This is a genomic window from Allobosea sp. RAF48 (assembly GCF_052114025.1).
Classification (GTDB): Bacteria; Pseudomonadota; Alphaproteobacteria; order Rhizobiales; family Beijerinckiaceae; genus Allobosea.
In genome coordinates this window covers 14,342-40,294 of record NZ_JBFRDZ010000019.1, presented here as the reverse complement: position 1 = coordinate 40,294, position 25,953 = coordinate 14,342, and the positions used below count along the sequence as shown (strand labels likewise).

The following is a 25,953-nucleotide window of genomic DNA, read 5'->3' as shown; positions in this document are numbered from 1 at the left end:
GCAGACAGAAGACGCGACGACCAGCGTATTGCAGAACGTGTTTGCCAAATTGGCGAGAGGACGCAGCGCTCGATCAGCAGTCCCACCAGGTCGTCCGGGTCGCCACCGTTGCGCCTGCTCCAACAGAGCCGCGTCTGCAATCCGTCATTGGCCAACGCTCACGTCATCCCCATCGCAGTGACGCATCTCTGATCTCGCGATCCAGGATAACCGCACGGAGTAAAGGCCGAACTTCACCGCGTCGACGCCCCGGGGGCATACTGCTTTAGTTGGCCGGGGCCAGCGACTGAGCCACGTATCGTCGCAGCCAATCCTCGAAGCGCGTCGGCGCCACAATGCGCTGATGATCACCAGGCACGAGGGTATCGTTACGCAATACGGCTCCAAAATAGGGCGTTCTGGCATCGGCAACGATCGGCCGCGGATCCTCGTTCGCGGCCAGTATTTCACGAGCGATTTCGTCGAGCCGAAAGCGGTCCGGGCCCGCGATTTCCAGTTCGCGGTTCTGCGCGCGCCCGAGGAGGACATCGCGCAGCGCCAGCGCGACATCGTCGCCTGCGATGGGCTGGATAAGGGCCGGCGAAATGCGAAGCGCATCTCCTTCCTCGGCGGTCTCGACGATTCCGTTGATGTATTCAAAGAAGGGCGTCGACCTCACGATCGTGTAAGGCACGTTTGCGCTTCTCACGATCACCTCCTGCATCATCTTGGCTCGGAAATACCCGCAATCGGGTAGCCGATCGGTCCCGACGGCAGAGAGAACGACGTGATGCTGGATGCCGGCGGCCTCCTCGGCAGCGAGCAGGTTCCGTCCGGAGGCCTCGAAGAATGCGAGCGCGGCGTCCTGATCGAAGGTCGGAGAGTTGGAAACGTCCACGACCATCTGCGCGCCGGACAGCGCCTCGACCAGACCTTCTCCGGTGACCGTATCGACGCCGCGCGATGGCGAGGCGATTTCGATTTCGAGACTACGGCCGGCCAGCGCATCGACGAGCTTGGACCCGATCAAGCCGGTCCCGCCTACCACAACGATCTTCATGCGCCGTCTCCTTGATATCCTCGTTCCTGCCCGGAAGCATCTCACTCGTCGAACGGCGCGCGCTCGACAGAATCGACCGACGACGGCGCGCGGTAGCCCGCGACGAGCCGCTCGCCGAAATCACGCGCGAAATTGTCGTAGGTGGTTTCAGGACGGGTTCTGGCGATGTGGCAGAAGCACTGCGTCATCAGCCGCTTCATCCCGAGCCTCGGATAGGCCAGGAGGATCTGCTGGACCTCGTCCGGCGGGAGCGCGTCGTATTGCAGTCCAACGACATCGAGGCAGATGCCTGCCGTGCAGAGCGCAACCTCAGCCTCCTTGTAGAGGCCGATCGACGGTGTTGAGTTGAGGGCCACGCTGTCCCAAATCAACTGAGCACGACGCTCGTCGACACCGCTCTCTCGAGCAAAGCTTCGCGCGAGATCGGCGCCCTCGACCTCGAACCGTCGCGGCCCGTTGAAGCGCTCGTTCAACGTGACATCGTGCAGGAGCGTCCCCACAGCGACGACTTCCTCATCATGATGGATATTCCGAAGCTGCCCTAGGCGAGCCGCGAAAAGCCAGGAGCGCACAACGTGGTTGTACAGGTAAGGCTCGCAGGCTCGGCGGGCATGAGCGAGAGCGCTGGCTACCAGTTCGGTATCCGGCACAGCAACGCCGGCCAAAGTTTTACGGTCTTTTTGGATCTCTGACATGGCTTTCGAGAGCCTCGATCGACGGATTACAGAAGCTGTCAGCGAACGGTCGGTTCGCAGGCCGCGGCTTCCCTGTGCGATGACCCACTGCCGAAGCCGATCTGCGGAGGGCAAGCATGACGAGGCGGCTTCACCAGCCGCCTCGCCCGTGAGCTTCACCCTCGGAGGAAGGCAAGGATGTCCCTGTTGATCGTGTCCGCATGGATGGTCGCCATGCCGTGCGGGAACTTGTTGTAGATCGTCAGGGTCGCCCGTTTCAGGAGCTTGGCCGAAAGCGGGGCGCTGTCGCCGATTGGAACGATCTGATCATCATCGCCATGCATGACGAGAGCCGGAGCGTCGATGACCTTGAGATCCTCGGTGAAATCGGTCTCAGAGAAGGCCTTGATGCCCTCGTAGTGAGCCTTGGCAGCTCCCATCATGCCCTGGCGCCACCAGTTCTGGACGACGCTGGCATCCGTCTCGACCCCGGCGCGATTGAATCCGTAGAACGGCCCCGCTGCGAGATCGGTGTAGAACTTGCTGCGATTGGCAGCGAGGCTCTTCCGAAGGCCATCGAAGGCTTCGATCGGCAGGCCGCCGGGGTTCCGCTCGGTCCTGACCATGATCGGCGGGACTGCGCCGATGAGAACGAGCTTAGCAGTACGGCTCCTGCCATGGCGCGCGACATAGCGCGTGGCTTCGCCGCCTCCGGTGGAGTGTCCAATATGCACCGCATTGCGCAAGTCGAGATGGTCGACGACGGCCGCCGCGTCAGCCGCGTAATGGTCCATGTCATGTCCCTCGCTGACTTGGCTCGAACGGCCGTGTCCGCGCCGGTCGTGCGCGACGACCCGGAAGCCTTGCGCCAGAAAGAACAGCATCTGGGCGTCCCAGTCGTCCGAGCTGAGTGGCCAGCCATGGTGAAAGACCAGCGGCTGGGCCGATTTCGGGCCCCAATCCTTGTAGAAAATCTCAACGCCATCCCGCGTCGTGACATAATTCATGCGTCGGCTCCTTTTGAAGTTGTGAGGGGGAACGGAGGCGGGCTGCGCCAAGGACTGGAGCGGAAGCGTGCCAGCCGCTGCTATGCCTGCGCCGCCGCAAAGGAGGTCCCGCCGACTGAGGTCGGTGTAACTGGATATTACTTTGTTGGGCATTGGCGCCTCCAGGGCGCAGATATTGGTTGCGGACCGAAATGCTCAGGGTGCCCGCTTCCGCAGAAAACTCCGATACTTCGACCTCAATCGGCAACGATATCGATATGATCGTCGCGTTTCTGAGGCATATTTATTTTTCAGCTTCCTAAAGCGACGATCAATACGCTCGAAGGCGGCTCATTCTATTCAGATGTATAGATCATATCGACTTCGGCATATTTTGATTTCGATGAGGAGCGGCCCGACTGTGGATCATCAATGGAGATCCACATGGGAAAATTGTCGAACAAGGTCGCCGTGATCACCGGTGGCAATAGCGGGATCGGCTTCGCGACAGCGCGGCTGTTCATAGCCGCAGGTGCAAAGTTACTGATCGTCGGTCGTCGAGAAGACGCCGTGACCAAAGCCGCCGCCGCCCTCGGGTCTCAGGCGACCGGCTTCGTAGGTGACGTTGCCGACCTCGCCACGCACGAACGTGTCGCCGCGATGGTCTCCGATCGTTTTGGACAGGCCGACATCTATGTGGCGAATGCGGGCAGCATCCGCATTCAGCCGAGCTTCGACGTGACGGCCGCGGACTACGACACGCAGTTCCTCACCAATGCGCGCGGCACGTTCTTCGGCGTGCAGAAGATCGCTCCGCTGTTGCGCGATGGCGGCGCGATCTTGCTCACCAGCTCGATCGCGAGCCGCAAGGTGTTAGATGGTCATGCTGTCTACGCTGGCAGCAAGGCAGCAATCGAAGCGTTCGCGCGCAACTGGGCGCTGGAACTTAAGGACAGGCGCATTCGAGTAAATGTGCTCAGCCCCGGCCCGACCGATACGCCGATTGTGGGAAAGCTCGGCGTCGCTCCGGAAACGCAGGCTCAGGTCGAAGATCAGGCCGCTCGGATGATCCCGTTCGGCAGGATGGGAATGCCGGAAGAGCTCGCACAGGCGGCTCTCTTTCTCTGCTCCGCTGATGGGGAATTCATCACCGGCGTCAACCTGGCCGTCGATGGCGGCATCACGCTGACATGATCTCAGAAGAGGCGGCCATGCCGTTTCCCTCGCCCAGCCATTCCGGCGCATTGGCGAGGCATCACGCCGTGTCCAGGACACTGGAGCATCGAAGCCGGTGCTCCAGCCTCGCCAGGGCTAGGCGGCGTTTGCCATACGCATGCCGACCGGTAGAGCCTCCCAAGCCCTGATAAGTTCGCCGAGTGAGGCAACTTCCATCTTCCGCATCAGGTTGCCCCGGTGCAGCTTGACTGTGACCTCGCTGATGCCGAGGTCGAAGGCGATCTGCTTGTTGAGGCGCCCCCGTGCGACCTCGCACATGACTTCGCGCTCCCGTGGCGTCAGAGTTTGCAAGCGTTCGACACATCCCTTGATCTTCGCAGCTTCCATCCTTCGCGCCCCATCCAGCCCGATCGCCGCATTGACGGCGTCCAGAAGCGTCTGGTCGCGAACCGGCTTCGTCAGGAAATCCACCGCGCCTGCTTTCATGGCCTGGACGGTCATGGGGATGTCGCCATGCGCGGTGAGGAAGATGATTGGCTTTGGATTTCCGGTCATCGTCAAATGACGCTGGAGATCGAGCCCGCTGAAGCCGGGCATACGCACGTCGAGAATGAGACATCCCGGCCCGTCGAGCATGCTGGTCTCGAGCAGCGCCTGTGTCGAGCTGAACGAAACCGCGGCAAAGCCGGCTGACTCCATCAGCTCGAACAGTGCGTCTCGGACCGACGCGTCGTCATCGACGATGATGACGAGAGGCTGCTGTTCTTCGGCTACACCTCGCCTGGAGGAGAGTCGCGAGATTGAGCGGTCAATGATCATGTTCACCTTCCACGTGCTGTTGAGGTAACGCCCTTGCGATCGCCGCGAGCAAGGCTTGGCCATCGAACGGCTTGCAGAAGAAGCTCTCCACGGCCCGCGCCCTGATCTGCTCTGCGATCTCGTGGCGCCCGGTGATGAGAAAGACCGGCAGATCCGGGCGCTCTTGGTTGACGAAGTCGCGTAGCTCGAAGCCGTTCAACCCCGGCATGCCGACATCGGTGATGAGAAGATCCAGTCCGGAGAGGCCGACCTGGGTCAGCGCTGCCGCCGACGAGAAGCTACGAACCGCATACCCCGCGGACTCGAGCAATTCCTCAAGCGATTCGAGCAATCTCGGGTCGTCATCGACGGCGGCTATGACATATTTGTGCTTGATCACGCTTAGATTCCTCCCATCCGGCGCGAATGCTGGATCGGGATTTCCAACCGCTCCGCAATTCGAACCAGGTCGGCGAGCGATGACGCCGCCATTTTCTGCATCACGTTTCTTCTGTGAATCTGAAGGGTCACTTCGCTGATGCCGAGCTCGGCCGCAGCTTGCTTGTTGAGGAGTCCGCTCACGACCAGCGGAAGCACGTCTCGCTCTCGCGGAGAGAGATGGTGATAGCGTTCCTTCAGCCGCGTGAGATCCGCGCGTTTCGCCTTTGTTTCCCGATCCTGCGCTATTGCCGAGCGGATGGCCGAGAGCAGCGCCGTGTCGCTGAACGGCTTAGTCAGAAAATCGACGGCACCATGCTTGATGGCACGCACCGATGACGGGATGTCACCATGCCCCGTGATGAAGACGATCGGCGGATGGTCTCCCTGCGCGATCTGGCGTTGCAGCTCCAGCCCGTTGATATCGGGGAGCTCGACATCGAGAATCAGGCAGGCCGGGAGATCGGGCTTGTTTGACCCGATATAGTCGCCGGCGGAGCTGAATGAGACTGATCGGACACCGTTCGCCGCCAGCAACTCACCCAGGGCCTCCCGGAGCGCATCGTCGTCGTCGACGATGAACACGATGGCGTCGTCAACGGTCATGATCGGCTTTCAGTTCGACAGGTAGGGTGAAGATAAACGCGGCCCCCCCGTCCTGGTTGTTCTCCGCCCATAGTCGGCCGCCATGGGTCTCGATGATGGTTCGCGATATCGCCAACCCCATGCCCATCCCATTGGGTTTCGTTGAGAAGAAGGCTTCGAAGACCTTATCGGGCGCACCAAGACCCATGCCGGTGTCTCGGACTTCGGTCCTGACGAAATCGCCGGCGCGGAATGTTCGGACGCGCAGAACCCCGCGCCGAGCAGGCTCCATCGCCTCAAGGCCGTTGCGGATCAGGTTGACCAGGACCTGCTGGATCTGGATGCGATCCAGCTCAAGCGACGGAAGACCAGCCTCGACCTCGACCTCGATACGCATGCGACGCCGGGCCGCTTCTTCCATCATCAGATCCCGCGCCTCATGAAGAATGGCGTCGAGCGGGCAGAGATTTCGCGCTTGGTCCGTCTGCCTGAACAAGGCACGAACCCGGCCGACGACATCGGCGGCTGAATTCGCATCCCGGATGATGCGTTCGATGGTTTTCTGCGCCCGATCCAGATTGGGCGGCTCCGAGGTCAGCCAGCGCTGGCACGCGTGCGAATTGGCAACCACGGCCGCGAGCGGTTGGTTGACCTCATGGGCGATCGAGGCGGAAAGCTCCGCTAGGCTCGCGGCCTGCGCTGCGCGTGCCAGGCGCTCCTGCGTCAAGGTCAGCGCTTCCTGCGCGCGCACCTGATCTTCGATCTCGAAGCAGATGCCGTTCCATTGAACGATCTCCCCTTCGACATTTCGCATCGCTGCGGTTCGCGTCTCGACCCAGCGATACTCGCCGTCCGCCCGCCGGAGGCGATGCTTCATCGCATAGGGTGCGCCGGTCGCCAGTGAGCGCCCATATTTCGCTTTGACGTCAAGAAGGTCGTCAGGGTGTATGATCGCTTCGAGCGTGCCGGTCAGGCGTGTCTGACCGTCCTCGTCCTTGTCCCCTAGCCCGAAGCCGAGAAATTCCCCAAGCTTCTCGCTGCGATAGATGGGCTCCCCGTTCGGCGCGGCGCAGTAGATGAGGGCGGGCAGCGTCTCGACCAACTGGCGCAGCGATCGTTCGCTTTCCCTGAGCGCCTCCTCGACGCGCAATTGGTCGTCGATATCATGGGACAGACCATACCACTGAATGATGCCGCCATCGTCGTCCAGGAGCGGCTCGGCACGCCCGTCCATCCAGCGATAAACACCATCGTGGCGTCGCAAGCGATAGCGCATCGCGTAGGGCCGACCGCTGCTGAGACAGTCCTTGATTTCTGCCCAGACGCGACTGGCGTCGTCCGGATGGATCGCAGCCTTCAGGGCGGCTGCGTATCGCTCCGTCTGCGATTGCTCAAGGTCGCCTTCGTCAATGCCCAGGAAGTCGATGAAGCGGCGGTTGAAGAAATTCGGAGCCCCGGTTGGGGTCAGTCGCCAGAGGAAGCTCGGAACCAGATCGATCAGCCGCGTCAATTCCTGCTTTCGGAGATTGAGTTCGGTCTGGGTGGTGATCAGATCGTGGATATCGACGGATACACCGTACCATCGAATAATCTTACCGGCTTCGTCGCGCAGAGGTTCGGCGCTCGTCTGCGTCCATCGATAGGTGCCACCAGCCCGATGCTGGAGGTACTTGATGTTATACGGCGCGCCCGTCACGACCGAGTTCGTGAAGGTTTGCTCTGCCAGCTCCCAGAAATTCGGATGAATCATCTTTTTCAAGGAAAGAGACCCGTCCGACGCCTTGACGGTATCCAGCGTGGCGCCGGTGACCTCCATGATCCGCCTGTTGAGATAGATGGGCCGCCCCTCCGATGACATGCTCCAGATCATGGCAGGCACCGTGTCGATGAGCTGTTCGAGATGCTTTTCTCGCTCTCGCAGCGCAGCCTCTGTTTTCTTGTAGACATCAATATCGATGGAGGTGCCGAACCAGCCGGTGATGTGGCTCTCGCCATCCCGTGTCGGCCGCGCTGAAATGCGGTGCCAGACATAGTGTCCCGTCGCGCGCAGCATGCGGTATTCGATGTTCCAGGGCTCGCCCGTCTTAAGGCTATGCCGCAGGGTCGCGGCGGCCCCGTCGACGTCGTCCGGATGAACACCGCGCATCCAGCCGACCTCACCGCCATCGATGAATTCCCGCTCACCGAGACGGCGATTGAGATCCTCCAGAGCCATGTCGATGGCAATCTGGGCAGCAGGGGTCACATAGGTGAACTTCCCAGTCGCATCGAAAGCCCAGGCCTTGCCGTGTAAGCTCTCGATCACTTTGGCGGCCTGCACCGCCTGCACGGTATCGCCAAGCGATTCCGCGACAGTCCAGCGATCATCCGGTCTCGAAACCATGGCGTCGACATCGACGCTGATGCCATAGCCCGGCTCGGCACGGAGCTCGGTCCAGTGATAGCTGCCGTCCGGCTGGCGCAACCGATAGCTCGTCACCTGCGGCACGCCCGTCCAGAACGCATAGGCCGCCGCCTGCGCGATCGCAGCCCTGTCATCCGGGTGGATCGCACCCTCGGCCACGTCATCTGGGATGGCACCAAGACCGGGATGCCCCGGCGCTTGGCGTGGCGCGGCCGCGTCCCGGGCGCCTCGTCGGGGTGGATCGCGCGCGATCATCGCACCGATGCACGCGGCCACCGCGACGGATGCGCCAAGAGAAAGCGCGGCTTCCCGTAAGGCGCCAGAATAAAAAATGGCGGTGACCGTCGCACTGGCAAAGGCGACTAAAAGCCCGATCCAGAGTGACTGAAGCAGATATCCGCGCGCATAGAGGAAGAGCGCACCGAGCGGCGCCAGCATTCCTATGGTGGTCCCGGCCAACCAGTATGCCAGGATGCCAACAGCCAGAGTCAGTGACACCAGGATCGGTGGCGTTCGATGGAGCGCTGCAATCATGATCGGGTGCCTTTCCGAAGACGGATTATCTGGAAACCGTCCCAGCATCATCTAGCACCAGTCTTCGAACATCCGGCCGGCAAACTCAGTGGAAACTAGCGCCAGGACGTCTCGGCCGCACTTATGGAAATCCATGACTTGCAGGGAGATCGTCCAGTGTTCCGTTGCTGCGCGACGGCGTGCGGACAAGCGCCGCCATCCACCTTGGCACCAGAATGGAGACTCCTAGGCAGGCTCGGCCAGCGAAAGACCGCTCGCGCCGCATTGGTCATGGATGAGGTCGATGATCTCATTCTTGGCGGATGTCCCCGTTGCGAGGCTCGCGACACGGAACTGCAATTCCACCTCGATGGCCTCCGCATCGATGGCCTTCAGGGCAACGGCTGGCGGGGGATCCTTGACGATGCGGGTACTGGTTTCCAGCACTGTCCGCATCGCGTCTTCGACGATGCGCGGCCTTTGCCCCGCGGCGAAGCGCACGCCTAATGTTATGAGGTGCGACTCGTCGGGGCGGCTCAAGCTGGTCAGGCTTTGCTTTGCCAGCATGCTGTTCGGCAGCACGACGATGTTGTTTAGTCCGGTCAGCAGGTTGGTCGAGCGCCAGTTGGTTTCCATGACGCGGCCGGCAGTGCCGTCACTCAACTGGACCCAGTCGCCGATCGCATAGGCCTTGCCGAGCGTCAGAGCGATGCCTGAAAAGACATCGCCGAGCGTGTTCTGCAATGCGAGGCCAAGGATCAAGGCGACGACGCCCGAGGTCGTGACCAGGGTGGCGATCGGCAGGCCGAAAACGAACCCCATGACCGACAGCGCTACACCGAGATAGATCCCGGCGACGGCCATATCCAGGATCAGATGCGCTTCCTGCGGCTTACGATTCACCCTGACGTAGATGTGGATGAAGCCAATGACAGTCCAGGCGAGATGGGTCCACCACAGAATTCTCGCGGATTTGGAAAGCACGGCGGTCAGCCCTTCCGCATAGCCGTCATCGGCTTGGTGCGGAGCGATACCTCCCGCATAGAGCACAATGCTCATGCCGATGAAGAACAGGATTTGGACGATCAGGCGCCCCGTCGGACGGTCGCAGCCCTGAACGTGCCACACGACGATTCCTGCGGTTCCGAGGACGTTGATCAGCACCAACGGCAGGAAGTGGTCATCGCCGAGCATGGGAAAGGTTCCGGTGGCGGTAGCTCATGGTGAGGGAGACAGCGCGCCGGATCGCCATCCGGCCTCCTTGTCTACTTCTTGAGCGGGAAGGTCAGTTCTTGCTGGGCGGTATCGACGACGAACACGGCAAGCAGTTTTGCCGGGTGGGTCTTGCTCGCGTTCTCGCTGACTCCGTGACGGTCACCTGGAAATTCCGAGAAGCTTTCGCCGGCCTTGTAGACCGTGGCGGGGCCATCATTAACCTGGCTGCGGATCGCCCCTTCGAGCACGGTTGCATAAATGAAAGCGGAAGCAGGATGTGTATGACCATCCGAGAATCCGCCCGGAGCGTATTCGACGAGAACGCCCCTCATGCTCTTGCCCGGTACGTTAGGCAGCTCGTGGTCGTAGACCAGCGTAACCTTGGCACCTTCGCCACCTCCGGGCGTGTCATGTGCGAATGCCGAAATCGACAGAAGAGATGTCAGCGCAAAGACGCTCGCCAATGACTTGATCATGTTTATCGTCCTTTCACGACGAAGGTGGATGAGCCGCTTCGAAATCGGCTCATCCACGCGCCATTATTTCCGGGGAGCTGTCGCGAACCAGCGATCGAAGTCGATCCGGCCGATGCGGGGATTGTTGTCGGAGACGAGAGAGCCAGCCTCCAGCTTGGTCCCGAAATACCGGGCATCCGGATCGGCGATGACGGTGCGGGTATCTCCGATCGCCTTAAGGTAGCGAGCGACGAAATCGCAAAGGCGTGCGCGCTCTGGGCCCGAGATTTCGATGATGCCGTTGGCCGGCGCGGCCAGCGCCGCCTCAGCAACGAAATCAGCGACATCGTCGGACGCGATCGGCTGAAGGTTGCCCGTCGACAGTCGGGCGGTGTCGCCGGACGTGCCGGCCTGGGCAATGCCGCCGAGGAATTCCATGAACTGCGTGGATCGTAAGACCGTATAGGGGATGCCGGATTTCCGGATGATCTCTTCCTGAGCGACCTTGGCGCGAAGATAGCCGCTGTCAGGCAGACGGTCCGTGCCGACGATGGAGAGCGCGACGTGATGCTTGACGCCGGCCACCTTCTCCGCCGCTGTCAGGTTCTTGCCGGACGTCTGGAAGAATTCGAGCACGGCCTTGTCCTCGAATGAGGGCGAGTTTGCGAGGTCGATCACCACCTCGGCATTCGCGAGTACCTCGGCCACGCCTTCGCCGGTGATCGTATTGACGCCGGTATTCGGGGCGGCGGGAACGACCTCATGCCCCTGCTTGCGCAGGCGCTCCGCGGTCTTCGATCCGATCAATCCGGTGCCGCCGATAATGACGATTTTCATGAGAGACCTCCTGCGCAGCGGCCCATGCGGTGCGTCGTTCGATCGATGTGATGGGGGCGACCTCGTCGAGGTCGGGTTGTCGGCCGAGCCGGCATGCTTTGGATATTGCGCAGCCAAGCTCGGCCGAGAGCCAGACTGGTATTCAAAAGTCCCAGAAGACCGGAACCCAGCGGAAGGCGCTGCCCTCGACCGCAACCCGACCGACCGACGGGAATGGCAGGTGGGTGGCCACAAGCTGTTCGCCGGTGCCTGCCAGCTCCGTCAGCAGACGGTGGCGAACGCGAGCCGCTTCCTCGGGGTCATGCTCGAAGCCATTATACCAGTCAGGGTGTTCGAACCCCACAGCGAAAATGGCATCGCCGGCAAACGTCAGTCGGTCGCCGCCGGAGGACAGACGGACCACGCTGTGTCCGGGCGTGTGGCCGCCCGTACGGCGGACGATGACACCCGGCGCGACCTCGTGTTCCTCGTCGAACATCCGCAGGTGACCGCGATACTCTTGTGCAAACCGCTTGGCGGCCGCACGAAGGGCGTCCGGGAAACCCGCCGGCATGTTGACGTGCGTGAAGTCGGGCGCCTCCCAAAACTTCACCTCGGCGGCCGCCACATGGATCCGCAGGTCCGGGCGCAGTCGCTCCTTCACCCCCTCGACGAGTAGACCGCCGACATGGTCCATATGCATGTGGGTCAGCACCACGTCGGTGACGGAGCTGAGATCGATGCCGGCGGCCTCCAACCGCTTAACCAGTTGTCCGGCCCGCGGCAGGTTCAGTTCCGGATCAAGACCCAGCCCGGCGTCGATCAGTATGACCTGCTCGCCGCTGCGCACCAGGACCACGTTCAGCGCCCAGTCGAAAGCGTCGGTGGGCAGGAACATGTCGTTCAGCCAACTAGCCCGCTCGGTCTCGGCGACGTTATGCCCTAGCATCTTGGTGGGGAGCGGCAGGACCCCGTCGCTGACCACCAGAACATCGATCTCGCCGACCCGCACCGCGTAGCGCGACGGGACCAGCTCTTCGGGCCCCGGTCGTCCGGGGCGTGAAGTGACGTCTAAGCTCATGGTTCTCTCCTGATTGATGCCGTTCAAATCTCGGCTTGGAAGACGTTATATCTAAGTTATTATGTATTATATCGAGCCTGAGAATGACATTCCTATTCTGAATAATAGGTTGGTCTTGTTATCATAGTGAGTTAATTTCGCAGTGCTTGTGCAATATTGTGGCTGCTCATCGATTTTATACGATGATTTTTAATGCATTACTCAAATCTATAGGCGATTGTCGCGCTTAATTCAGTCGATTGAGCGCAGTTTGATGGCCGTTATGTTGTCCGACTATCGTGACGACGCAGCCATCTCGATCATCGATACGACTTCTGCGGGGTGCGAAATCATCAAGGCATGCGACGCGCCGTTGATGGCGACGGTCTTCACCATTCGCGCGCGCTGCGCCATGAAATCCATCGCAGCCGGCGGAATGTTCCGGTCACCGGTTCCGTAGATCATGTATGAGGGCAGCGACTTCCACGAAGGCACCCCCGACGGCTCGGCCAGGGCCGCTTCGGCAACAGGGCGTTGCGTGGCAGCCATCAACGCAGCCTGTGCCTTCGGAACGTCGGCTGCGAACTGCATCCGGAATTTCTCCGGCGTGATATAGAGATCGCGCCCGCTATTCGGCGTCGCGACCACCTGGATCGCACTTCCCAACGTGCTGCCCGGAAACTTGCTTGAAAGCGACAGGCTGGATTCACCCGTCTCGGGCGCGAACGCGGCCACGTAGACGAGAGCTTTCACATTCATCTGCCCGTTCGCAGCTTCTGTGATCACGGGCCCCCCATAAGAATGGCCGACAAGAACGACTGGGCCGGAGATGGATCGAATGAGCGTCGCGACTTCGGCCGCGTCCCCCTTCACGCTCCGTAGGGGATTGGCGGCCGCGATCGTTTCGTAGCCAGCCTTGTTGAGCCGGGCGATCACAGCATTCCAGCTCGCCGATTCGGCGAAGGCACCGTGCACCAGAATGACGGTCGGTTTGGTACGAGGCGCTGCTTGCGCTGGTCGCATAGCCATGGTGAGCAGCGCGGTCGCTGCCGCCAAAGCGAAGACACTCGGTTTCATATGCATTCTCCGGGTTGGTCGGGGGGGTCAGAGCAGCCAGCGCAAGCTCGGGCCTGGGGTGCTTGGCCAAAGAATTCGCCATTCAATCCAGACATCGGCGTCGAAGACAGGAAGAGGCGCAGTTGGGCGGCTCTGACGCGGCGGCCAGGGAGAGGCTTCGACTTGCTGGCAAGGAATTCCGCAGCGCCCAGAGCGTAAGCGCCAGTCCGAGAAGCGCTGGCAGCGTCACCGCCGGAAAGTCCCGCGGAATGACAGCAGGCGAGCAGATTCCGACGGCAACCTCCCAAAAATGGAAGAGCGCGTGCGCGCAAAGCCAGGACGTCGCGGCTGCCCATAGTCCAACGCGGCGCCGTGGTGTGAAAAGCCCGAGGCCGAACGCCACGCCGAGGAACATCTGGATCATCCCGATGTCGCGAATGAAGTGCTGGTTGAAGAAGCCGGTATCAGTCACGCCCGGGACAAGTTCGTACCAAGCCAGTGGCGCGATCAGCATGAAAAGGCCGTTCGCGGTCAGGAAGGTGCCGTTGAACGCCACCATGATGACGACCGTCGCGGCAGCGGCGCGTCCTCGAGGGAGCATCGCCTCGCACGTCAAGAGCGCTTTCATCAATCACCTCTCGCCGAAGTGCGCTCACCACCGTGGACCGCCGACAAACTCGGAGCGGCGTGGCAGCGCAGAAGCGAGAGGAATTGTTCGCGTTGAACGCTTGGATCTCTACTGGCCCCATCGATGTCTGCTCTCGATAGATCGCCAGATGGACCTGTACCTTGGCATAGACAAGAAGGAGCAACAGCGCACGCAGAGCCTGATCCGCATACTGGGTGGATCCTGGGCCGAGCATCACGCCAGATCCATCGGCCGACATCCCATAGTCGTCACCGCAACGGCCGGCGGCCTGCTACGGGACGCGATGCCCGACCTCAGTATCCGTCTGGCTAGCGCGGGCCTCTCGGCGGTGACCAGCAGATCGGCGCGATGATCGCACAGGGCGAATTGGACGTGCTGTTGTTCTTTCCGGATCCGCTTGCCGCGCAGCCGCACGATGTGGACGTCAAAGCGCTGCTACGACTCGTGCTCGTCTATGACATTCCCGCAGCGTTCAGTCCGGACACTGCGACAGCTTTGGCCAGCTCCGGCCTTTTCAACCAGTGAAAGTGACAGGATGCGACGGACACGCGATGCCAAGTTCGTCGCGAGCGAGCGGGGGCACCGGCTGCGTATCTCGGGACACACTCCTGGCAGTCGGTGACGAAAAAACGGATAAGGTCGCCGGATGAAGATGGCATCCACCCAGATCGACCTTTTCGACGATGCGCCGGGTTACCGGCAGACGCCCCGACCATCTCCCAGGAAACGCCGGTCCGAAGTCCTGTTGCCATCCAGCGATGATGAGGAGCTTGCCCAAAGACTAGAGGAGACTGGACGCTTCAAGGTTCTGCGGAAGCTGGTACCCCGTCCGATCGTTGCCCGGGAGCAAAGCGCGTTCCCGAACGTCGCGGTGCTGGTGGATACAGAAACCACCGGGCTGCTTCATTCCCGGGACGAGATCATCGAAATCGGCGCAGTGAGCTTCACCTACAACGATGAGGGCATGATTGGGGACGTCATCGGAGTCTACAGTGGCTTGCGTCAGCCATCGGCGCCGATCCCAGCAGAGATTACCAGGCTGACCGGCATCACGGACGAGATGGTGTCTGGCCGCTACATCGATATCGCCGCGCTCGATGCTCTCGTTGAACCGGCCGACCTCGTCATTGCGCACAACGCCGGATTCGATCGCCCATTCTGCGAACGGCTTTCGCCAGCCTTTGCTTCGAAGGCCTGGGCATGTTCGGTCACCGAGATCCGGTGGGCCGACCTGGGATTCGAAGGCAACAAGCTCGGATACCTCGTCGGTCAGTCGGGCTTATTTCATGAAGGACATCGCGCGACCGATGACTGCCACGCTCTCTTGGAGGTGCTGGCGCGGCCAGCGGGGCCAAATGGGACGCGTCCATTCACAGAGCTATTGCGATCGAGCACGCAGAGCCGGATCCGCATCTTCGCGGAGAACGCACCCTTCGACATGGTGGATCACCTCAAGGGACGTGGCTACAGATGGTCCGACGGGAGCGACGGAAGGCCGCGAGCCTGGTGGATCGAAGTCGACGAGGAGCTCTATGACGAGGAGCTTCGCTATCTGAGGACTGACATCTATTGTTGGGAGGATGCTGAGCCGCTGACCGTGCGATTGACGGCTCTTGATCGATTTCGCGCGTGAACTGGCTCGCTCGGCGGGAGCTATGCCCTCGCCACGATGTGCATCGTGGTCGGGTAGGGCAGCCGAAGGCGATCCTGATTGAGAATGTGGTTGGCATCTCCCAGGTCACCCACGGAGTGCGCCGACTTCAAGTATACTCTGAGCTCGAGCGTATGGGTTACGACGCGGAGTGGAGGATCATCGAGGGTCCCGACTTCGGACTGGCTCAGAATCGTCGCCGCGCGATCCTTGTCGCGCTCCGTCGCGGCCTGATGCACCGCTTCCGTTGGCCACTCGCTCCGGAAATGGCGCCGACGTCGGTCGGCAGCCGGTTGAAGGATTTGATGGGAGCCCGCGGCTGGGTTCGATTGGATCAATGGGTCGCCGGAGCCGCCGGCCTCGCGCCCACGCTGATCGGGGGAAGCGCGAAGAAGATGGGCATCGATTTGGCCCAACCAAATTCGCGGCAGGCCTGGTTCAATATCGGCGTAGATCCCAGAAAGCCTGCCAAGGAAGCGCCCGACCCGGACTTCGATGGAATCCCCTGTCTGACCCTTCCGATGCTCGCGCGGCTCCAGGACTTCCCAGACGATTGGGGCTTCTCCGGATCGCGTCAGGCGCAATTCAGGCAGATGGCCAACGCCTTTCCCCCGAGACTTTCCCGCGTCCTGGGGCTCGCAATCCAGCGTGCACTCTCAGGCGAAGAAATCGATGTGAGAACGGCAATCGAAGCGCCGCTTTTCAAACGGCTCGATCTGGCCGAATTCAATCGACATTTGCGCGAGGCGGCAGAATAGCGTCCGGATTAGCCCATTCCGTCGCTCGCCGAGGGCGGCAGGCGTTCGCGCTGTGCTGATCCAAGATTGGCTCAGGTTCTAGCCGCGCTCATTGTAGTCTCAGTTTTGCTGCGATCAAGCCAGCCATATGTGATGACAATCCGGGCTGCCAACCGATCACGCTGGGCCGAGCAAGAGGTGTGTTTCGGATTTCGATATACCTTCCATGATCCGGATGCCGGTGAGTAGCCGGTTGAACTCGGCCATGCTGGGGACGTCGATTTCCGCGATCAGATCCCAAAGTCCGTTCGTGGTGTGAAGCGCGGCGAAGCCCGGGTTCTTTCTCAAGCTCGCCACGACGCCCTTCACGTTCCGCCCCTCGAGTTCGATCATCATGATACCTCGGATCCGGTCGGTCGCGTCGTGGTCTTTCAATCGAACCGTGAAGCCGGCGATAACCCCGTTCGCGATCAGTCGATCCATACGGGTTTGGACGGTGCCTCGCGCAACGCCCAGGAGCTTAGCCAACGTTGGGACTGTTGCTCGCGCGTTGACACGCAGCTCTGCGATCAGGCGATGGTCGAGATCATCCATAAGTTTTTGCCGATTCCGTCAGTCCGTCTGATGGTATCGACAATCCATCATCGATTCTGAGCTTGGGCAACGTTTCTGCTCTCCATGTGCCCGGATATGTTGCCTCCCGGCTGCAATCGCGGAGCGTCTGATGAAATCCCGAACGACTTGGAATCCCGGCCCTCGAGTTCGGGAGCTGTCCTGCCGTCTGGTCGGCTGGGGTAGCGAAACCGGTTCCCTGGGCGAGGCCGAATTCGGGGAGCGAATGTCTGAATTGCTCCGCGAAATTCCTTATTTCCGCGATCATCCGAGCCAAGTGCGGTTGGTCAACAGTCATGGCGATCCGATGAGGCGAAGCGTGGTGGCCATTGTCCGGGGAAARGGGTCCCGTGCACTGGCCATGGCGGGGCATTACGACGTCGTGTCAGTCGAAAACTACCGAGAGCTGGCTCCGCTGGCGTTCAAGCCTGACGAACTGCTGGCGGCGTTGATCGCCGATCTGGAGAGCCGGCCGTTAAACGCGGCGGAACGTCGCGCTCTGGAGGACGTCAGGGGCGGGGAGTTCCTGCCCGGTCGCGGGCTGCTCGACATGAAGAGCGGTTTAGCTGCTGGGATCGCCGTTCTCGAAGCTTTCGCCGCCGATCCGGAACGGCTCGGCAATCTCATCCTGATCGCGACCCCCGACGAGGAGCGCGGCTCGCGGGGAATGCGCAGCCTACGCGATGCGCTTCCGACCATCGCGGCAGAATTGGGACTCGAGATCGAGGCGGGCATCAACCTGGATGCGACCAGCGATCAAGGCGACGGAGCAGAAGGCCGCGCGATCTATCGCGGCACGATCGGCAAGGCCTTGCCCTTCGCGTTCGTCGTCGGTCATTCCTCCCATGCAAGCTATCCGTTCGAGGGGGTCAGTGCCCAACTGATCGCGTCAGAGATCACGAAAGCCGTGGAGGCTAACCCTGCGCTATCCGACAGGGCAGGGGGTGAGGTCTCGCCGCCGCCGATCTGCCTGGAGGCGAAGGACCTACGAGGAGGCTATGAGGTCACCACGCCGGAGCGGGTCTGGATCGCCTTCAACTGGCTCTCGCACAACTGGACGGCCCCTGAGCTTCTGCGTCTTTTCGAACAAGCCGTCCGAACGGCCGCGGCTGCGGCCATCGAGCAGTTCAATCAGCGTGCGCACAGCTATTCCGCGATGGTGGGAATACCACAGGCGGCCCCGGTGGCAGCCGCGTCGCTTATCGCGGTCGGAGAACTGATGAAGCGGGTCGAGCAGGTCGGCGGAGCCGATGCCGTTGCCCGGGTGAACGATGTAGAGCTCGAGTGGCGCGCCTCCGACGATCCTCTCGCTCAGACGCGTGCGATCGTCAGCGCGATGGTTACGGAAGCCAGCGTGACCGGTCCTGCCATCGTCTATGGCTTCAGCAGTCTCGTATATCCCTCGACCCACCTCTCCAGGGCAGAAAATCCCTCCGGCTTTGCCGACGCGATCGAAAGCGCGCGGCTCGCGCATGAAAGCGCCGGTGGAGGAGCGCTCAAGTATCGTGAGTATTTTACCGGTATTTCGGACATGAGCTTTTTTGGACATCGCCCATCCGACGCCGATAGCGACTCCATTGCAGCCAATACGCCGGCCAGCGAGCTTGTCGACGCGGTCGGCGAAGATGTCCTGTCCTTCCCGGTTGTGAACATCGGCCCGTGGGGACGGGAATTTCATCAAAGGCTCGAGCGAGTGCACACTCCTTACGCTTTCGATGAATTGCCCCGGTTGCTGCGGGAGATCGTGAAGCGTTTCCTCGGATAGGTCTGCTGAAACCCAAGCGGGGTTGGAACCAAACGCTTAGAATAAGCTGCCCTGGGGAGGCGGTTCCTCGGGCGGACGTTTCGCTGGCGGGCTTTCGGCGGAGATGGGCTCCTCGGTGGCAGGATCGTCGTCGCCGACCTTAGCGTTGTTCATCCTGCTGTTGACGATCCACTCGCGAAGCTCGGGTAGAGGCTGGTCGAGGAGCTCCTTCCCGCCGGTGCCGTCGAGCCAGGCGTCGAAATCCCTGGGGTGCAGCATTGCTGGCATCCGGTGATGGATGGCCGACATCCACTTATCGGCGTCCCGGGTGATAATCGTGCAGGAAACGATCTCCTCGCCGGTCTCGGGATCGGTCCATCGATCCCACAGGCCTGCGAACGCCAGCAATCCGCCATCCGCAGCGCTGATCCRGTGCGGGACCTTTTCGCCCTTCGTGCCCGTCCACTCATAGAACGAGCTTGCCGGGATGATGCAGCGCCGCTTGACGAGGGCCGAGCGAAACATCGCGCTGTCGCTCATTCGGTCGGAGCGAGCGTTATGGGTCGACCCGACTTCCGAAGGATTCTTCTTCCACCACCCCGGGATCAGCCCCCAGCGCGCCTTTCGAAGCTCTCGCCCGGCCTCGGTCTTCACGATGATGTCGACGTCGGTGGTCGGCGGGATGTTGTAGCGGGCGCGCAGGTTCGGCCGATCCGCAGGCACGGTCAGAGGTTGGCTGAAGGTGACGATCTCTTCCCAGGTGTAGGCTTGGCTGAATCGACCGCACATCGGGTGCTGCCTCTATTGAATGTGAGAAATCTTGGCCTGCTCCTCGTTGGCCTTCGCGAGGAAGGCTTCGAGCTTGGCCAGCAACCCGGGCGTGAAGACCAAGTTCATGACCTGGCCGCCGGCCATCTCCAGGCTGATCATCGTTTCTCCCTGAGGATCGGTCGTTATAGCCACCTGCCTCACGTCAACGACGTCGAGATCGATTTCAGGCAGCTCGGCAGGCTTCTTCGCCATCAATCCCGGTCCGTGGTCGGTCGCCATAACTCATCCGGTACGCGCTCCCCGGTCACTTGTTCCTCGGCTATGCGGTCGGCTTGAAGCTCGGCTTCGATACGCGTGACCTCAAGGAAATACGCGAGAGTACCAAAGCCGCGTGCATATCCGCCTTCAACATAACGATGCGCTCGAGCAAATCATCCGCGCGACGGAGCGGGACGCTCGGAACACCGGAGCTCCGAACGCTATCCGTCATGGTGCCTCGTGATCCCTCACCTGTAGCTGAGCTTTTCCGATGACGCGACAAGCCGCATAGTGCCGATATGAAGGCCTTTGTCCTCGCACGATATGGCGGACCTGAGACAGCACAGCTCCGCGATGTCCCCAAACCGGTTCCGGGGATTGGCGACGTGCTCGTGCGCGTATGCGCGGCGGGTCTCAATCCCGTCGACTTCAAGACCCGCGAGGGCAAGCTGCGCGTCATCCAGGGCTACCCGCTACCGATCGTGCTCGGGAACGAGTTTGCGGGCATCGTCGAGGCATGCGGCGAGGCCGTCTCCCGCTTCGCTCCCGGCGATCGGGTTTTTGCGCGTGTTCCGAAGGACCGGATGGGGGCCCTTGCCGAATACGCTTGCGTGCCCGAACAGGTCGTCGCGGCCATGCCGGAAACCCTTGATTTCGATACAGCGGCAGCCATTCCGCTGGCGGGGCTAACGGCTTTGCAGGCGCTGCGCGCTGAGCTGCATCTGCGGCCGGGCAATCAGGTCTTCATCTCCGGAGGAGCCGGCGGGGTCGGCACTCTCGCGATCCAGATCGCCAAATGGCTCGGCGCTCAGGTCGTCACGACTGCATCGCCACGTGGCCGCGCCCTCGTCGAAGAGCTCGGCGCAGACACCGTCATCGATTATACGACCGAGCGGGCCACAGATCGTGTTCGAAATGTCGATGGCGTCTTCGATCTCGTGGGCGGCGAGACGCTAGAGCAGTCGTTCGCACTGGTGAAGCCCGGTGGCACGGTGGTTTCGATCACCGCCACGCCGGAACCCGAGACCGCTCGGAAGGACCTCGGGCGCGGCCTGCTGCTGGCAGGGCTATTCTGGTTCGCCAGTCTTTCGCTGCGGATGAAGGCGCGAAAGCACGGCGCGCGCTACCGCTTCCTGTTCATGCATCCCAGCGGAGCCGAGCTTTCCGAATTGGCCGCTCTCGTCGATGCCGGCCGGCTTCGTCCAATCGTCGACCGGGTGTTCCCATTCGCGGAAATCGAGCAGGCGTTTGCCTATCTCGAAACCGGGCGGGCGAAGGGCAAGGTCATCGTGCAGATGCACAAGCCCGCGGTTAATTAGAGATCGCGCGACGAACTTTTCCGTCCGCCAACGACCCTGTACGGACGTCGATGCTTGGCCTCGGCTATGAGTTTCGGCAAGGTATCCGGTAAATTGCGGATGCGTATTTCGGCGTTATTTCGTGATCGACCACTTGCCCGCCCATTTCCTCGGCAATCCGCCGGCTTGGACCATTGGCCTCAGCTACCGGATACCGAAATGTATGGGAGCCAAAGGCAGTCGCGCCCCATGCTGCGACGGCACGCACCGCTTCACTGCCGTAGCCCTGTCCCTGTACGCGTTCACTCACCCAAATTCCGAGTTCTGGATTGGGCGCTCTCGTGTTGTGCAAGGAAGCCAAGCCGATAAAGACGCCTGTCTCACGATGACGGATAACAAAAGTCAAATCAGAACCGTCCGCTATCGTGGAAAGCCATTGATGCCAGACACTCTGGAACGCCGAACACGACGCCGGGGGCTCAAAGGCCATATAGCGTGTCAACGTGGGAGTGATCGCATCGAAGGCTTCACTGGCGTCAGCGGCAGAGAAAGGCTGGATTTGAAGGCGCTCGGTCTGAATATCGACGATGGGTCCCTGCATGCGACTTATCATAGTGGATGATGCCCCGGTGTTCGCCTCCTACACTTTCTAAATGCTTCGATCGACGGCGGCAGAGTGAACCTTCTGTCACTACCCCCCCGGAATTCCGCGTGAGTATATCCGTTATCGACCCTTTGCAGACATTGACCCTCCGGAGAACGACGGTCCGAGAGACGGGTTATCGCTCGTCGTCATTCCATCAAATGACATAGACATTGCCTGGGCCATGGCGCCTTATGTTGCTGCAGTTGTCTCCATGCCGCTTTTGGAAATGACCGCTGGCGGCGCGCATTGACGCCGCCGAGGCGGAGACCTGTCATGCATATCGGTAAGGGCCATTTGATCCTGCGCGACGGACGCAGGCTGCCTCTCAATTTTCAATTTGCAACCAACTTTGACGAAGTCCGCTCGGGCTACCTGCTTCTGAATACGTCCGGCATCAATCCGGCTTCATATGGCGACCGAATGGATCTGGTTTGCGAGGACGGCACCGAGGTCCGCTTCGTCGTGACCCATTTCAGCGACCGCTACTTGGCAGTCTCCGGGCGTACCCCGGCGCTGGCGGCCTAAGAGCCTTTGGTGTTTAGGCCAACGGCGTGGCTTGCTAGGAACATTAAAAGGTTCCAGGCGTTCCTTGATGTTGGAGCGCCGGGGTCATCGAATGTCCAGTGTGCTAAGCATATATCGCGTCGGCCTTGAATGGGCGGCGCGAGATGTCACCGGCGCCAACTACGGACAGTCTCCCGACCTGTTCGAGGCCATCGAGGCCGCAGAGCGCTTGGCAAGGCGTAACGGTGCCCAGGTGGTACTGAGCCGCGAAGCTCAGAACTACCTTCTCACGGAGCGGAAGCCGAAGCCCAAACGCTAAAAAACCTCTGTCCCCGCGCTTGATCGCGGTGGCTCCTCACTTCTCGCGTCGCACGCGAACGATTGGCCCTCAAGTGAAACCGACAGTCGAGACGTACACGGCCGTCTTGCCGTGGTACGAGCGCGCTGATTTTCAGCGCATGTGGGAGCTTGCCGACGACCATGACGACATGCCAAGCGATTATGAGGTCTGGTATGCGTCAGCCCTAGAAGTCATGAACGCTTGGCTCGCTCACGGGCGAGCGCTTCAGATTGTCACGATCCGTCCAGACGAATTTCTGGATTGGCTACGGGCTCGTGGGCTCCCCAACACCGCCGCGACCCGATTGAAGTACGTGGAGGAAAAAGCGAGAGGCGGCGCCGGCGATTTGGCGGGCTTGGCCGCGGCATCAGGAGCGAGCACGGCGTCTGAAGGAAATCCGCGCGCTTAATCGCTCTCTTTTTTGAACTTCAGAGAGGCGCGGTAAACTTCCTGGCCGGCCTCATTCTCGACCCGCGCTCTCAGATCAAAGCGATTGCCATCCGGCAACTTGTCCTTGGCCATATCGGCGAGGGCTCGCTGAGTCAGCACGGATATCCAGGGAGATTCTTGTGAGCATAGGTGCCTGCCGGAGGAATGTGACACTCGTCGCCGCGCTCCTCTCCACCGCATTCGTCCTGTCTCCTTTCGTGGGACGCGCTCAAGCACAACTCGCTGTGCCAGGGAATTCCGTCCGAACGTGTCGCTCGCGGGGGGCAGTTGCGGGGCCGTTCTCAGACCTCGCTTCACGGCATCCGATGTCCGCTTCCGGACGATGCCCCAACGTCCACTCCCGACCCGTTGCGGAACCTGCGCCAGGACCTCACTCTTGAGTGCCGAATAAGCCGCCGCACCAACGGGCCAACACCATGATCGTTCATCAGAACGCCAAAGCGACGAGCATCATTCGGATGAATCTTGATGGCGAAAAGAGAGTGCTCATGGTCGATACCGACCTCAAGCTGGATGGCGAGCACCCAAACTACAGCGCGAAGAAGCTCTTCAGCCTCAAACAGGCTTGCCAATCATTTGTAGATGGAAACCCCGAACTTGTGGACACCTACGCCATCCGAGCGTGGAACTGAGGCGCGGGAGCGAGCGTACGCTTCCTGCCTTTGCGCAACGGCGGCTGGCCATCGCCACGTCAGTGCCGTCAATCGCCCGACAAGCTGTCATAGAAAGCCTCATCATCAGCATCGGCAGCAAGAGCCCCCGCAACTTCATCGACGGGGACGATCCGGCTGCCGTGGTAATGCGGGAATGCCCGGACGAATTTCTCCTCCGTGAAGCAAACGCGCATCTGCCCTGTCGCGCCGAGCGAGGATCCGATGCGGTACCGGATTTCCCATTCCTGCAACCATGTCTCCATCGCGCGGAGCTTCATCTGGAACCCGGCCGGGGGAACTTCGATCTCAACCTGGTGAGGCCAACTCTCGGCCACGCCGATCATCTCCACATGCCGCGCATCTTGGCTCGAACGTCGACCTTCGGGGCACCGCTCGGTGTGCGACCGGGTTCCGTCGCGGGAGCGTGCGGCCAGGCGACCAGCTCGAAATGACCGAGCAAGCCATTCGGGATGAACCTCGTGCGGTTGGCGTAGACGTGGCGGTCGCCGGATCCGGATTGACCAGACGTGAAGAAGCGCTGCGGCACCATGAGGTGCAGATCGTCCTTCGCTCGCGTCATCGCGACATAGAGCAGACGGCGTTCCTCCTCGATCTCGTCCCTCGATCCAGTCCCCAGGTCAATCGGAAGGCAGCCGTCGACGGTGTTCATGACGAAGACCGACTTCCATTCCTGGCCCTTTGCTGAATGGATTGTCGACAGGATCAGGTAGTCTTCGTCGAGATGCGGTACCCCGGCCTGGTCGCTTGTCGCATCGGGGGGATCGAGCGTGAGCTCGGTCAGGAAGCGCTCCCGGGAAGGGTAGCCGCTGGCGATCTGCTCGAGTTGCACCAGGTCGGCCTGTCGCGTGGATGCGTCCTCGTGAATTCTTTCGAGATGCGGCTCGTACCAGCGCCGGGCGCGCTCAATCTCACCGGGCCAGCCAGCGCCGCCGGAGCGGATCTCGGCGACCGCAGCGAGAAACCCGGGCCAGTCGTCGCCGGCGCGCTGTGGGGCAGGGGCGTTCTCCAGCGCTTCGATCGGGGAGGCCGCCTGTGCGATGTGAGCGAGCACACGCTGCGCCGACGTCGGCCCCACTCCCGGGAGAAGTTGCATCACGCGGAAGCCGGCGACCTTGTCCCGCGGGTTCTCCACGAACCGGAGCATCGCCAGCAGATCCTTGATATGCGCGCTATCGAGGAACTTCAGCCCGCCGAACTTCACGAACGGAATGTTGCGGCGGGTCAGCTCGATTTCGAGCGGGCTGCTGTGATGCGACGCCCGGAACAGGATCGCCTGCTGCTTCAGCGTCGAGCCGCCTTCGCGGTTCTCGAGGACCTTATCGGCGATGAAACGGGCCTGATCGGCCTCGTCGCGAACATGCACGAGCTGGGGAGGCGACCCGTTGGCGCGGTCGGTCCAGAGGTTCTTGGTAAAACGTTCCGTGGCCAGATCGATCACCGCATTGGCGGCCGAGAGGATGGCCTCGGTCGAGCGGTAATTCTGGTCGAGGGTGACGACCTCCGCAGGGGGCGAGAACGCGGCGGGGAAGTCGAGGATGTTGCGGACCGTCGCCGCTCGGAAGGAATAGATCGATTGCGCGTCGTCGCCGACCACGGTGAGACCGCGACCATCCGGTTTGAGCGCAAGGAGGATCGAGGACTGGAGGCGGTTGGTGTCCTGGTACTCGTCGACCATCACATGGTCGAAGCGCGAGCCGACATCCGCAGCGATATCCGGGTCGGTCATCGCCTGCGCCCAGTAGAGCAGGAGGTCGTCGTAATCGAGGACGTTCTGCTGCTGCTTGGCCTCGACATAGGCGGCGAACAGGTCCTTGAGTTCGGCTGCCCAGGCAACGCACCACGGATAAGACCGACCGAGCACGTCCTCGATCGGCAATTCCGAATTCACGCACCGCGAATAGATCGCCAGGCAGGTCCCCTTCGTCGGGAAGCGCGCTTCCGTCTTCGAGAAACCGAGCTCGTGCCGGACGAGGTTCATCTGATCGGCGGAATCCTCGCGATCGTGGATGGTGAAGGCCGGGTCGAGGCCGAGCTGATCGGCGCAGTCGCGGAGGAGCCGGGCGCCGATGCCGTGAAAGGTACCCGCCCAGGTGAGGGCGTCGCTCAGCACCCCGGCACCGTCGCCGAGAACCTTCCGCGCGATGCGCTCGACGCGCTTTGACATCTCCGATGCCGCGCGGCGCGAGAAGGTCATCAGCAGAATACGCCGTGGGTCGGCGCCGCTGACCAGCAGGTGCGCGACCCGATGCGCCAACGTGTTGGTCTTGCCCGATCCGGCGCCCGCAATGACCAGGAGCGGGGTGGACGCTATTGCGCCCACGCCATGAACGACGGCGCGCCGCTGCGCCGGATTGAGCGTGTCGAGATAGCTGATCGGGGCGGCGACGTTCATGAGGATCTGCTG

General features: G+C 61.5%; 28 protein-coding genes. 8 read left to right on the top strand and 20 right to left on the bottom strand.

Annotated features, from left to right (window positions below):
* Positions 1 to 265: 265 nt before the first annotated feature.
* The 3 genes from AB4Z10_RS26280 to AB4Z10_RS26270 all read right to left on the bottom strand — a co-directional run bounded on the left by AB4Z10_RS26280 (position 266) and on the right by AB4Z10_RS26270 (position 2,720).
* Positions 266 to 1,039, bottom strand: coding sequence for an SDR family oxidoreductase (locus tag AB4Z10_RS26280; protein ID WP_441473349.1), 774 nt, complete (start codon positions 1,037 to 1,039; stop codon positions 266 to 268).
* Positions 1,040 to 1,080: 41 nt separating this feature from the next.
* Positions 1,081 to 1,734 carry an HD domain-containing protein gene (locus tag AB4Z10_RS26275; protein WP_441473348.1) on the bottom strand — a complete coding sequence of 218 codons (654 nt, stop codon included), beginning with the start codon at positions 1,732 to 1,734 and terminating at the stop codon, positions 1,081 to 1,083.
* Positions 1,735 to 1,889: 155 nt separating this feature from the next.
* The gene (locus AB4Z10_RS26270) at positions 1,890 to 2,720 is read right to left on the bottom strand and encodes an alpha/beta fold hydrolase (protein WP_441473347.1); all 831 of its coding nucleotides are present in this window, start codon (positions 2,718 to 2,720) and stop codon (positions 1,890 to 1,892) included.
* A 423-nt stretch (positions 2,721 to 3,143) separates the two neighbouring features.
* Here AB4Z10_RS26270 and AB4Z10_RS26265 point away from each other — a divergent pair, with 423 nt between their 5' ends.
* Positions 3,144 to 3,893: an SDR family NAD(P)-dependent oxidoreductase gene (locus tag AB4Z10_RS26265; RefSeq protein ID WP_441473393.1), complete on the top strand. Its 750-nt coding sequence runs from the start codon at positions 3,144 to 3,146 to the stop codon at positions 3,891 to 3,893.
* A 117-nt stretch (positions 3,894 to 4,010) separates the two neighbouring features.
* On the opposite strand, the gene AB4Z10_RS26260 is transcribed toward AB4Z10_RS26265, so the two are convergent.
* The 10 genes from AB4Z10_RS26260 to AB4Z10_RS26215 all read right to left on the bottom strand — a co-directional run bounded on the left by AB4Z10_RS26260 (position 4,011) and on the right by AB4Z10_RS26215 (position 13,843).
* The gene (locus AB4Z10_RS26260) at positions 4,011 to 4,694 is read right to left on the bottom strand and encodes a response regulator transcription factor (RefSeq protein ID WP_441473346.1); all 684 of its coding nucleotides are present in this window, start codon (positions 4,692 to 4,694) and stop codon (positions 4,011 to 4,013) included.
* Complete coding sequence (locus AB4Z10_RS26255; protein WP_441473345.1) at positions 4,684 to 5,073, bottom strand: response regulator; 390 nt, start codon at positions 5,071 to 5,073, stop codon at positions 4,684 to 4,686. The genes AB4Z10_RS26260 and AB4Z10_RS26255 overlap by 11 nt, the downstream gene beginning before the upstream one ends.
* Positions 5,074 to 5,075: 2 nt before the next feature.
* The gene (locus AB4Z10_RS26250; RefSeq protein ID WP_441473344.1) at positions 5,076 to 5,717 is read right to left on the bottom strand and encodes a response regulator transcription factor; all 642 of its coding nucleotides are present in this window, start codon (positions 5,715 to 5,717) and stop codon (positions 5,076 to 5,078) included.
* On the bottom strand, positions 5,707 to 8,634 hold the full coding sequence (locus AB4Z10_RS26245) for a PAS domain-containing sensor histidine kinase (protein WP_441473343.1): 2,928 nt from the start codon (positions 8,632 to 8,634) through the stop codon (positions 5,707 to 5,709). The genes AB4Z10_RS26250 and AB4Z10_RS26245 overlap by 11 nt, the downstream gene beginning before the upstream one ends.
* A 225-nt stretch (positions 8,635 to 8,859) precedes the next feature.
* Positions 8,860 to 9,807 (bottom strand): mechanosensitive ion channel family protein, encoded by a 948-nt coding sequence (locus AB4Z10_RS26240; RefSeq protein ID WP_441473342.1) that lies wholly within the window; start codon positions 9,805 to 9,807, stop codon positions 8,860 to 8,862.
* A 71-nt stretch (positions 9,808 to 9,878) separates the two neighbouring features.
* Positions 9,879 to 10,304 carry a cupin domain-containing protein gene (locus tag AB4Z10_RS26235; RefSeq protein WP_441473392.1) on the bottom strand — a complete coding sequence of 142 codons (426 nt, stop codon included), beginning with the start codon at positions 10,302 to 10,304 and terminating at the stop codon, positions 9,879 to 9,881.
* Positions 10,305 to 10,367: 63 nt separating this feature from the next.
* Positions 10,368 to 11,120 (bottom strand): SDR family oxidoreductase, encoded by a 753-nt coding sequence (locus tag AB4Z10_RS26230; RefSeq protein ID WP_441473341.1) that lies wholly within the window; start codon positions 11,118 to 11,120, stop codon positions 10,368 to 10,370.
* A 142-nt stretch (positions 11,121 to 11,262) separates the two neighbouring features.
* Positions 11,263 to 12,180 carry an MBL fold metallo-hydrolase gene (locus AB4Z10_RS26225; protein WP_441473340.1) on the bottom strand — a complete coding sequence of 306 codons (918 nt, stop codon included), beginning with the start codon at positions 12,178 to 12,180 and terminating at the stop codon, positions 11,263 to 11,265.
* 273 nt (positions 12,181 to 12,453) lie between these two features.
* Positions 12,454 to 13,236: an alpha/beta fold hydrolase gene (locus AB4Z10_RS26220; RefSeq protein WP_441473339.1), complete on the bottom strand. Its 783-nt coding sequence runs from the start codon at positions 13,234 to 13,236 to the stop codon at positions 12,454 to 12,456.
* Positions 13,237 to 13,318: 82 nt separating this feature from the next.
* The gene (locus tag AB4Z10_RS26215) at positions 13,319 to 13,843 is read right to left on the bottom strand and encodes a hypothetical protein (protein ID WP_441473338.1); all 525 of its coding nucleotides are present in this window, start codon (positions 13,841 to 13,843) and stop codon (positions 13,319 to 13,321) included.
* Between the two features lie 369 nt (positions 13,844 to 14,212).
* On the opposite strand from AB4Z10_RS26215, the gene AB4Z10_RS26210 reads away from it, so the two are divergent.
* From AB4Z10_RS26210 to AB4Z10_RS26200, 3 genes are all read left to right on the top strand, one after another.
* Positions 14,213 to 14,389, top strand: a complete 177-nt coding sequence (locus AB4Z10_RS26210) for a hypothetical protein (protein ID WP_441473337.1) — start codon at positions 14,213 to 14,215, stop codon at positions 14,387 to 14,389.
* Positions 14,390 to 14,516: 127 nt separating this feature from the next.
* Positions 14,517 to 15,497: a 3'-5' exonuclease gene (locus AB4Z10_RS26205; protein WP_441473391.1), complete on the top strand. Its 981-nt coding sequence runs from the start codon at positions 14,517 to 14,519 to the stop codon at positions 15,495 to 15,497.
* Positions 15,494 to 16,273, top strand: coding sequence for a DNA cytosine methyltransferase (locus tag AB4Z10_RS26200; RefSeq protein WP_441473336.1), 780 nt, complete (start codon positions 15,494 to 15,496; stop codon positions 16,271 to 16,273). Before AB4Z10_RS26205 ends, AB4Z10_RS26200 begins: the two co-directional genes overlap by 4 nt.
* A gap of 156 nt (positions 16,274 to 16,429) precedes the next feature.
* On the opposite strand, the gene AB4Z10_RS26195 is transcribed toward AB4Z10_RS26200, so the two are convergent.
* Positions 16,430 to 16,846, bottom strand: a complete 417-nt coding sequence (locus tag AB4Z10_RS26195; protein WP_441473335.1) for an Lrp/AsnC family transcriptional regulator — start codon at positions 16,844 to 16,846, stop codon at positions 16,430 to 16,432.
* A gap of 130 nt (positions 16,847 to 16,976) precedes the next feature.
* Here AB4Z10_RS26195 and AB4Z10_RS26190 point away from each other — a divergent pair, with 130 nt between their 5' ends.
* Positions 16,977 to 18,629 carry a M20/M25/M40 family metallo-hydrolase gene (locus AB4Z10_RS26190; RefSeq protein ID WP_441473334.1) on the top strand — a complete coding sequence of 551 codons (1,653 nt, stop codon included), beginning with the start codon at positions 16,977 to 16,979 and terminating at the stop codon, positions 18,627 to 18,629.
* Between the two features lie 36 nt (positions 18,630 to 18,665).
* Here AB4Z10_RS26190 and AB4Z10_RS26185 read toward each other — a convergent pair whose 3' ends face one another.
* Complete coding sequence (locus tag AB4Z10_RS26185; protein WP_441473333.1) at positions 18,666 to 19,397, bottom strand: SOS response-associated peptidase; 732 nt, start codon at positions 19,395 to 19,397, stop codon at positions 18,666 to 18,668.
* 12 nt (positions 19,398 to 19,409) lie between these two features.
* Positions 19,410 to 19,658: a hypothetical protein gene (locus tag AB4Z10_RS26180; protein ID WP_441473332.1), complete on the bottom strand. Its 249-nt coding sequence runs from the start codon at positions 19,656 to 19,658 to the stop codon at positions 19,410 to 19,412.
* A gap of 365 nt (positions 19,659 to 20,023) precedes the next feature.
* On the opposite strand from AB4Z10_RS26180, the gene AB4Z10_RS26175 reads away from it, so the two are divergent.
* Entirely contained in the window at positions 20,024 to 20,956 is a 933-nt protein-coding gene (locus AB4Z10_RS26175; protein WP_441473331.1) for an NADP-dependent oxidoreductase, read from the top strand.
* A gap of 64 nt (positions 20,957 to 21,020) precedes the next feature.
* Here AB4Z10_RS26175 and AB4Z10_RS26170 read toward each other — a convergent pair whose 3' ends face one another.
* Positions 21,021 to 21,536 carry a GNAT family N-acetyltransferase gene (locus AB4Z10_RS26170; protein WP_441473330.1) on the bottom strand — a complete coding sequence of 172 codons (516 nt, stop codon included), beginning with the start codon at positions 21,534 to 21,536 and terminating at the stop codon, positions 21,021 to 21,023.
* Between the two features lie 318 nt (positions 21,537 to 21,854).
* Between AB4Z10_RS26170 and AB4Z10_RS26165 the strand changes: the two genes are divergently transcribed.
* A complete protein-coding gene (locus tag AB4Z10_RS26165; protein ID WP_441473329.1) occupies positions 21,855 to 22,106 on the top strand; it encodes a hypothetical protein in 252 nt (83 codons plus the stop codon).
* A gap of 724 nt (positions 22,107 to 22,830) precedes the next feature.
* Here the strand turns inward: AB4Z10_RS26165 and AB4Z10_RS26160 are convergent.
* Complete coding sequence (locus AB4Z10_RS26160) at positions 22,831 to 23,055, bottom strand: DUF6894 family protein (RefSeq protein WP_441473328.1); 225 nt, start codon at positions 23,053 to 23,055, stop codon at positions 22,831 to 22,833.
* A 200-nt stretch (positions 23,056 to 23,255) separates the two neighbouring features.
* Here AB4Z10_RS26160 and AB4Z10_RS26155 point away from each other — a divergent pair, with 200 nt between their 5' ends.
* The gene (locus AB4Z10_RS26155; protein WP_441473327.1) at positions 23,256 to 23,507 is read left to right on the top strand and encodes a hypothetical protein; all 252 of its coding nucleotides are present in this window, start codon (positions 23,256 to 23,258) and stop codon (positions 23,505 to 23,507) included.
* A 68-nt stretch (positions 23,508 to 23,575) separates the two neighbouring features.
* Here the strand turns inward: AB4Z10_RS26155 and AB4Z10_RS26150 are convergent, their stop codons facing one another.
* Positions 23,576 to 23,872, bottom strand: a complete 297-nt coding sequence (locus tag AB4Z10_RS26150) for a hypothetical protein (protein ID WP_441473326.1) — start codon at positions 23,870 to 23,872, stop codon at positions 23,576 to 23,578.
* On the bottom strand, positions 23,869 to 25,941 hold the full coding sequence (locus AB4Z10_RS26145) for an ATP-dependent helicase (protein ID WP_441473325.1): 2,073 nt from the start codon (positions 25,939 to 25,941) through the stop codon (positions 23,869 to 23,871). Before AB4Z10_RS26145 ends, AB4Z10_RS26150 begins: the two co-directional genes overlap by 4 nt.
* Between the last annotated feature and the right edge of the window lie 12 nt (positions 25,942 to 25,953).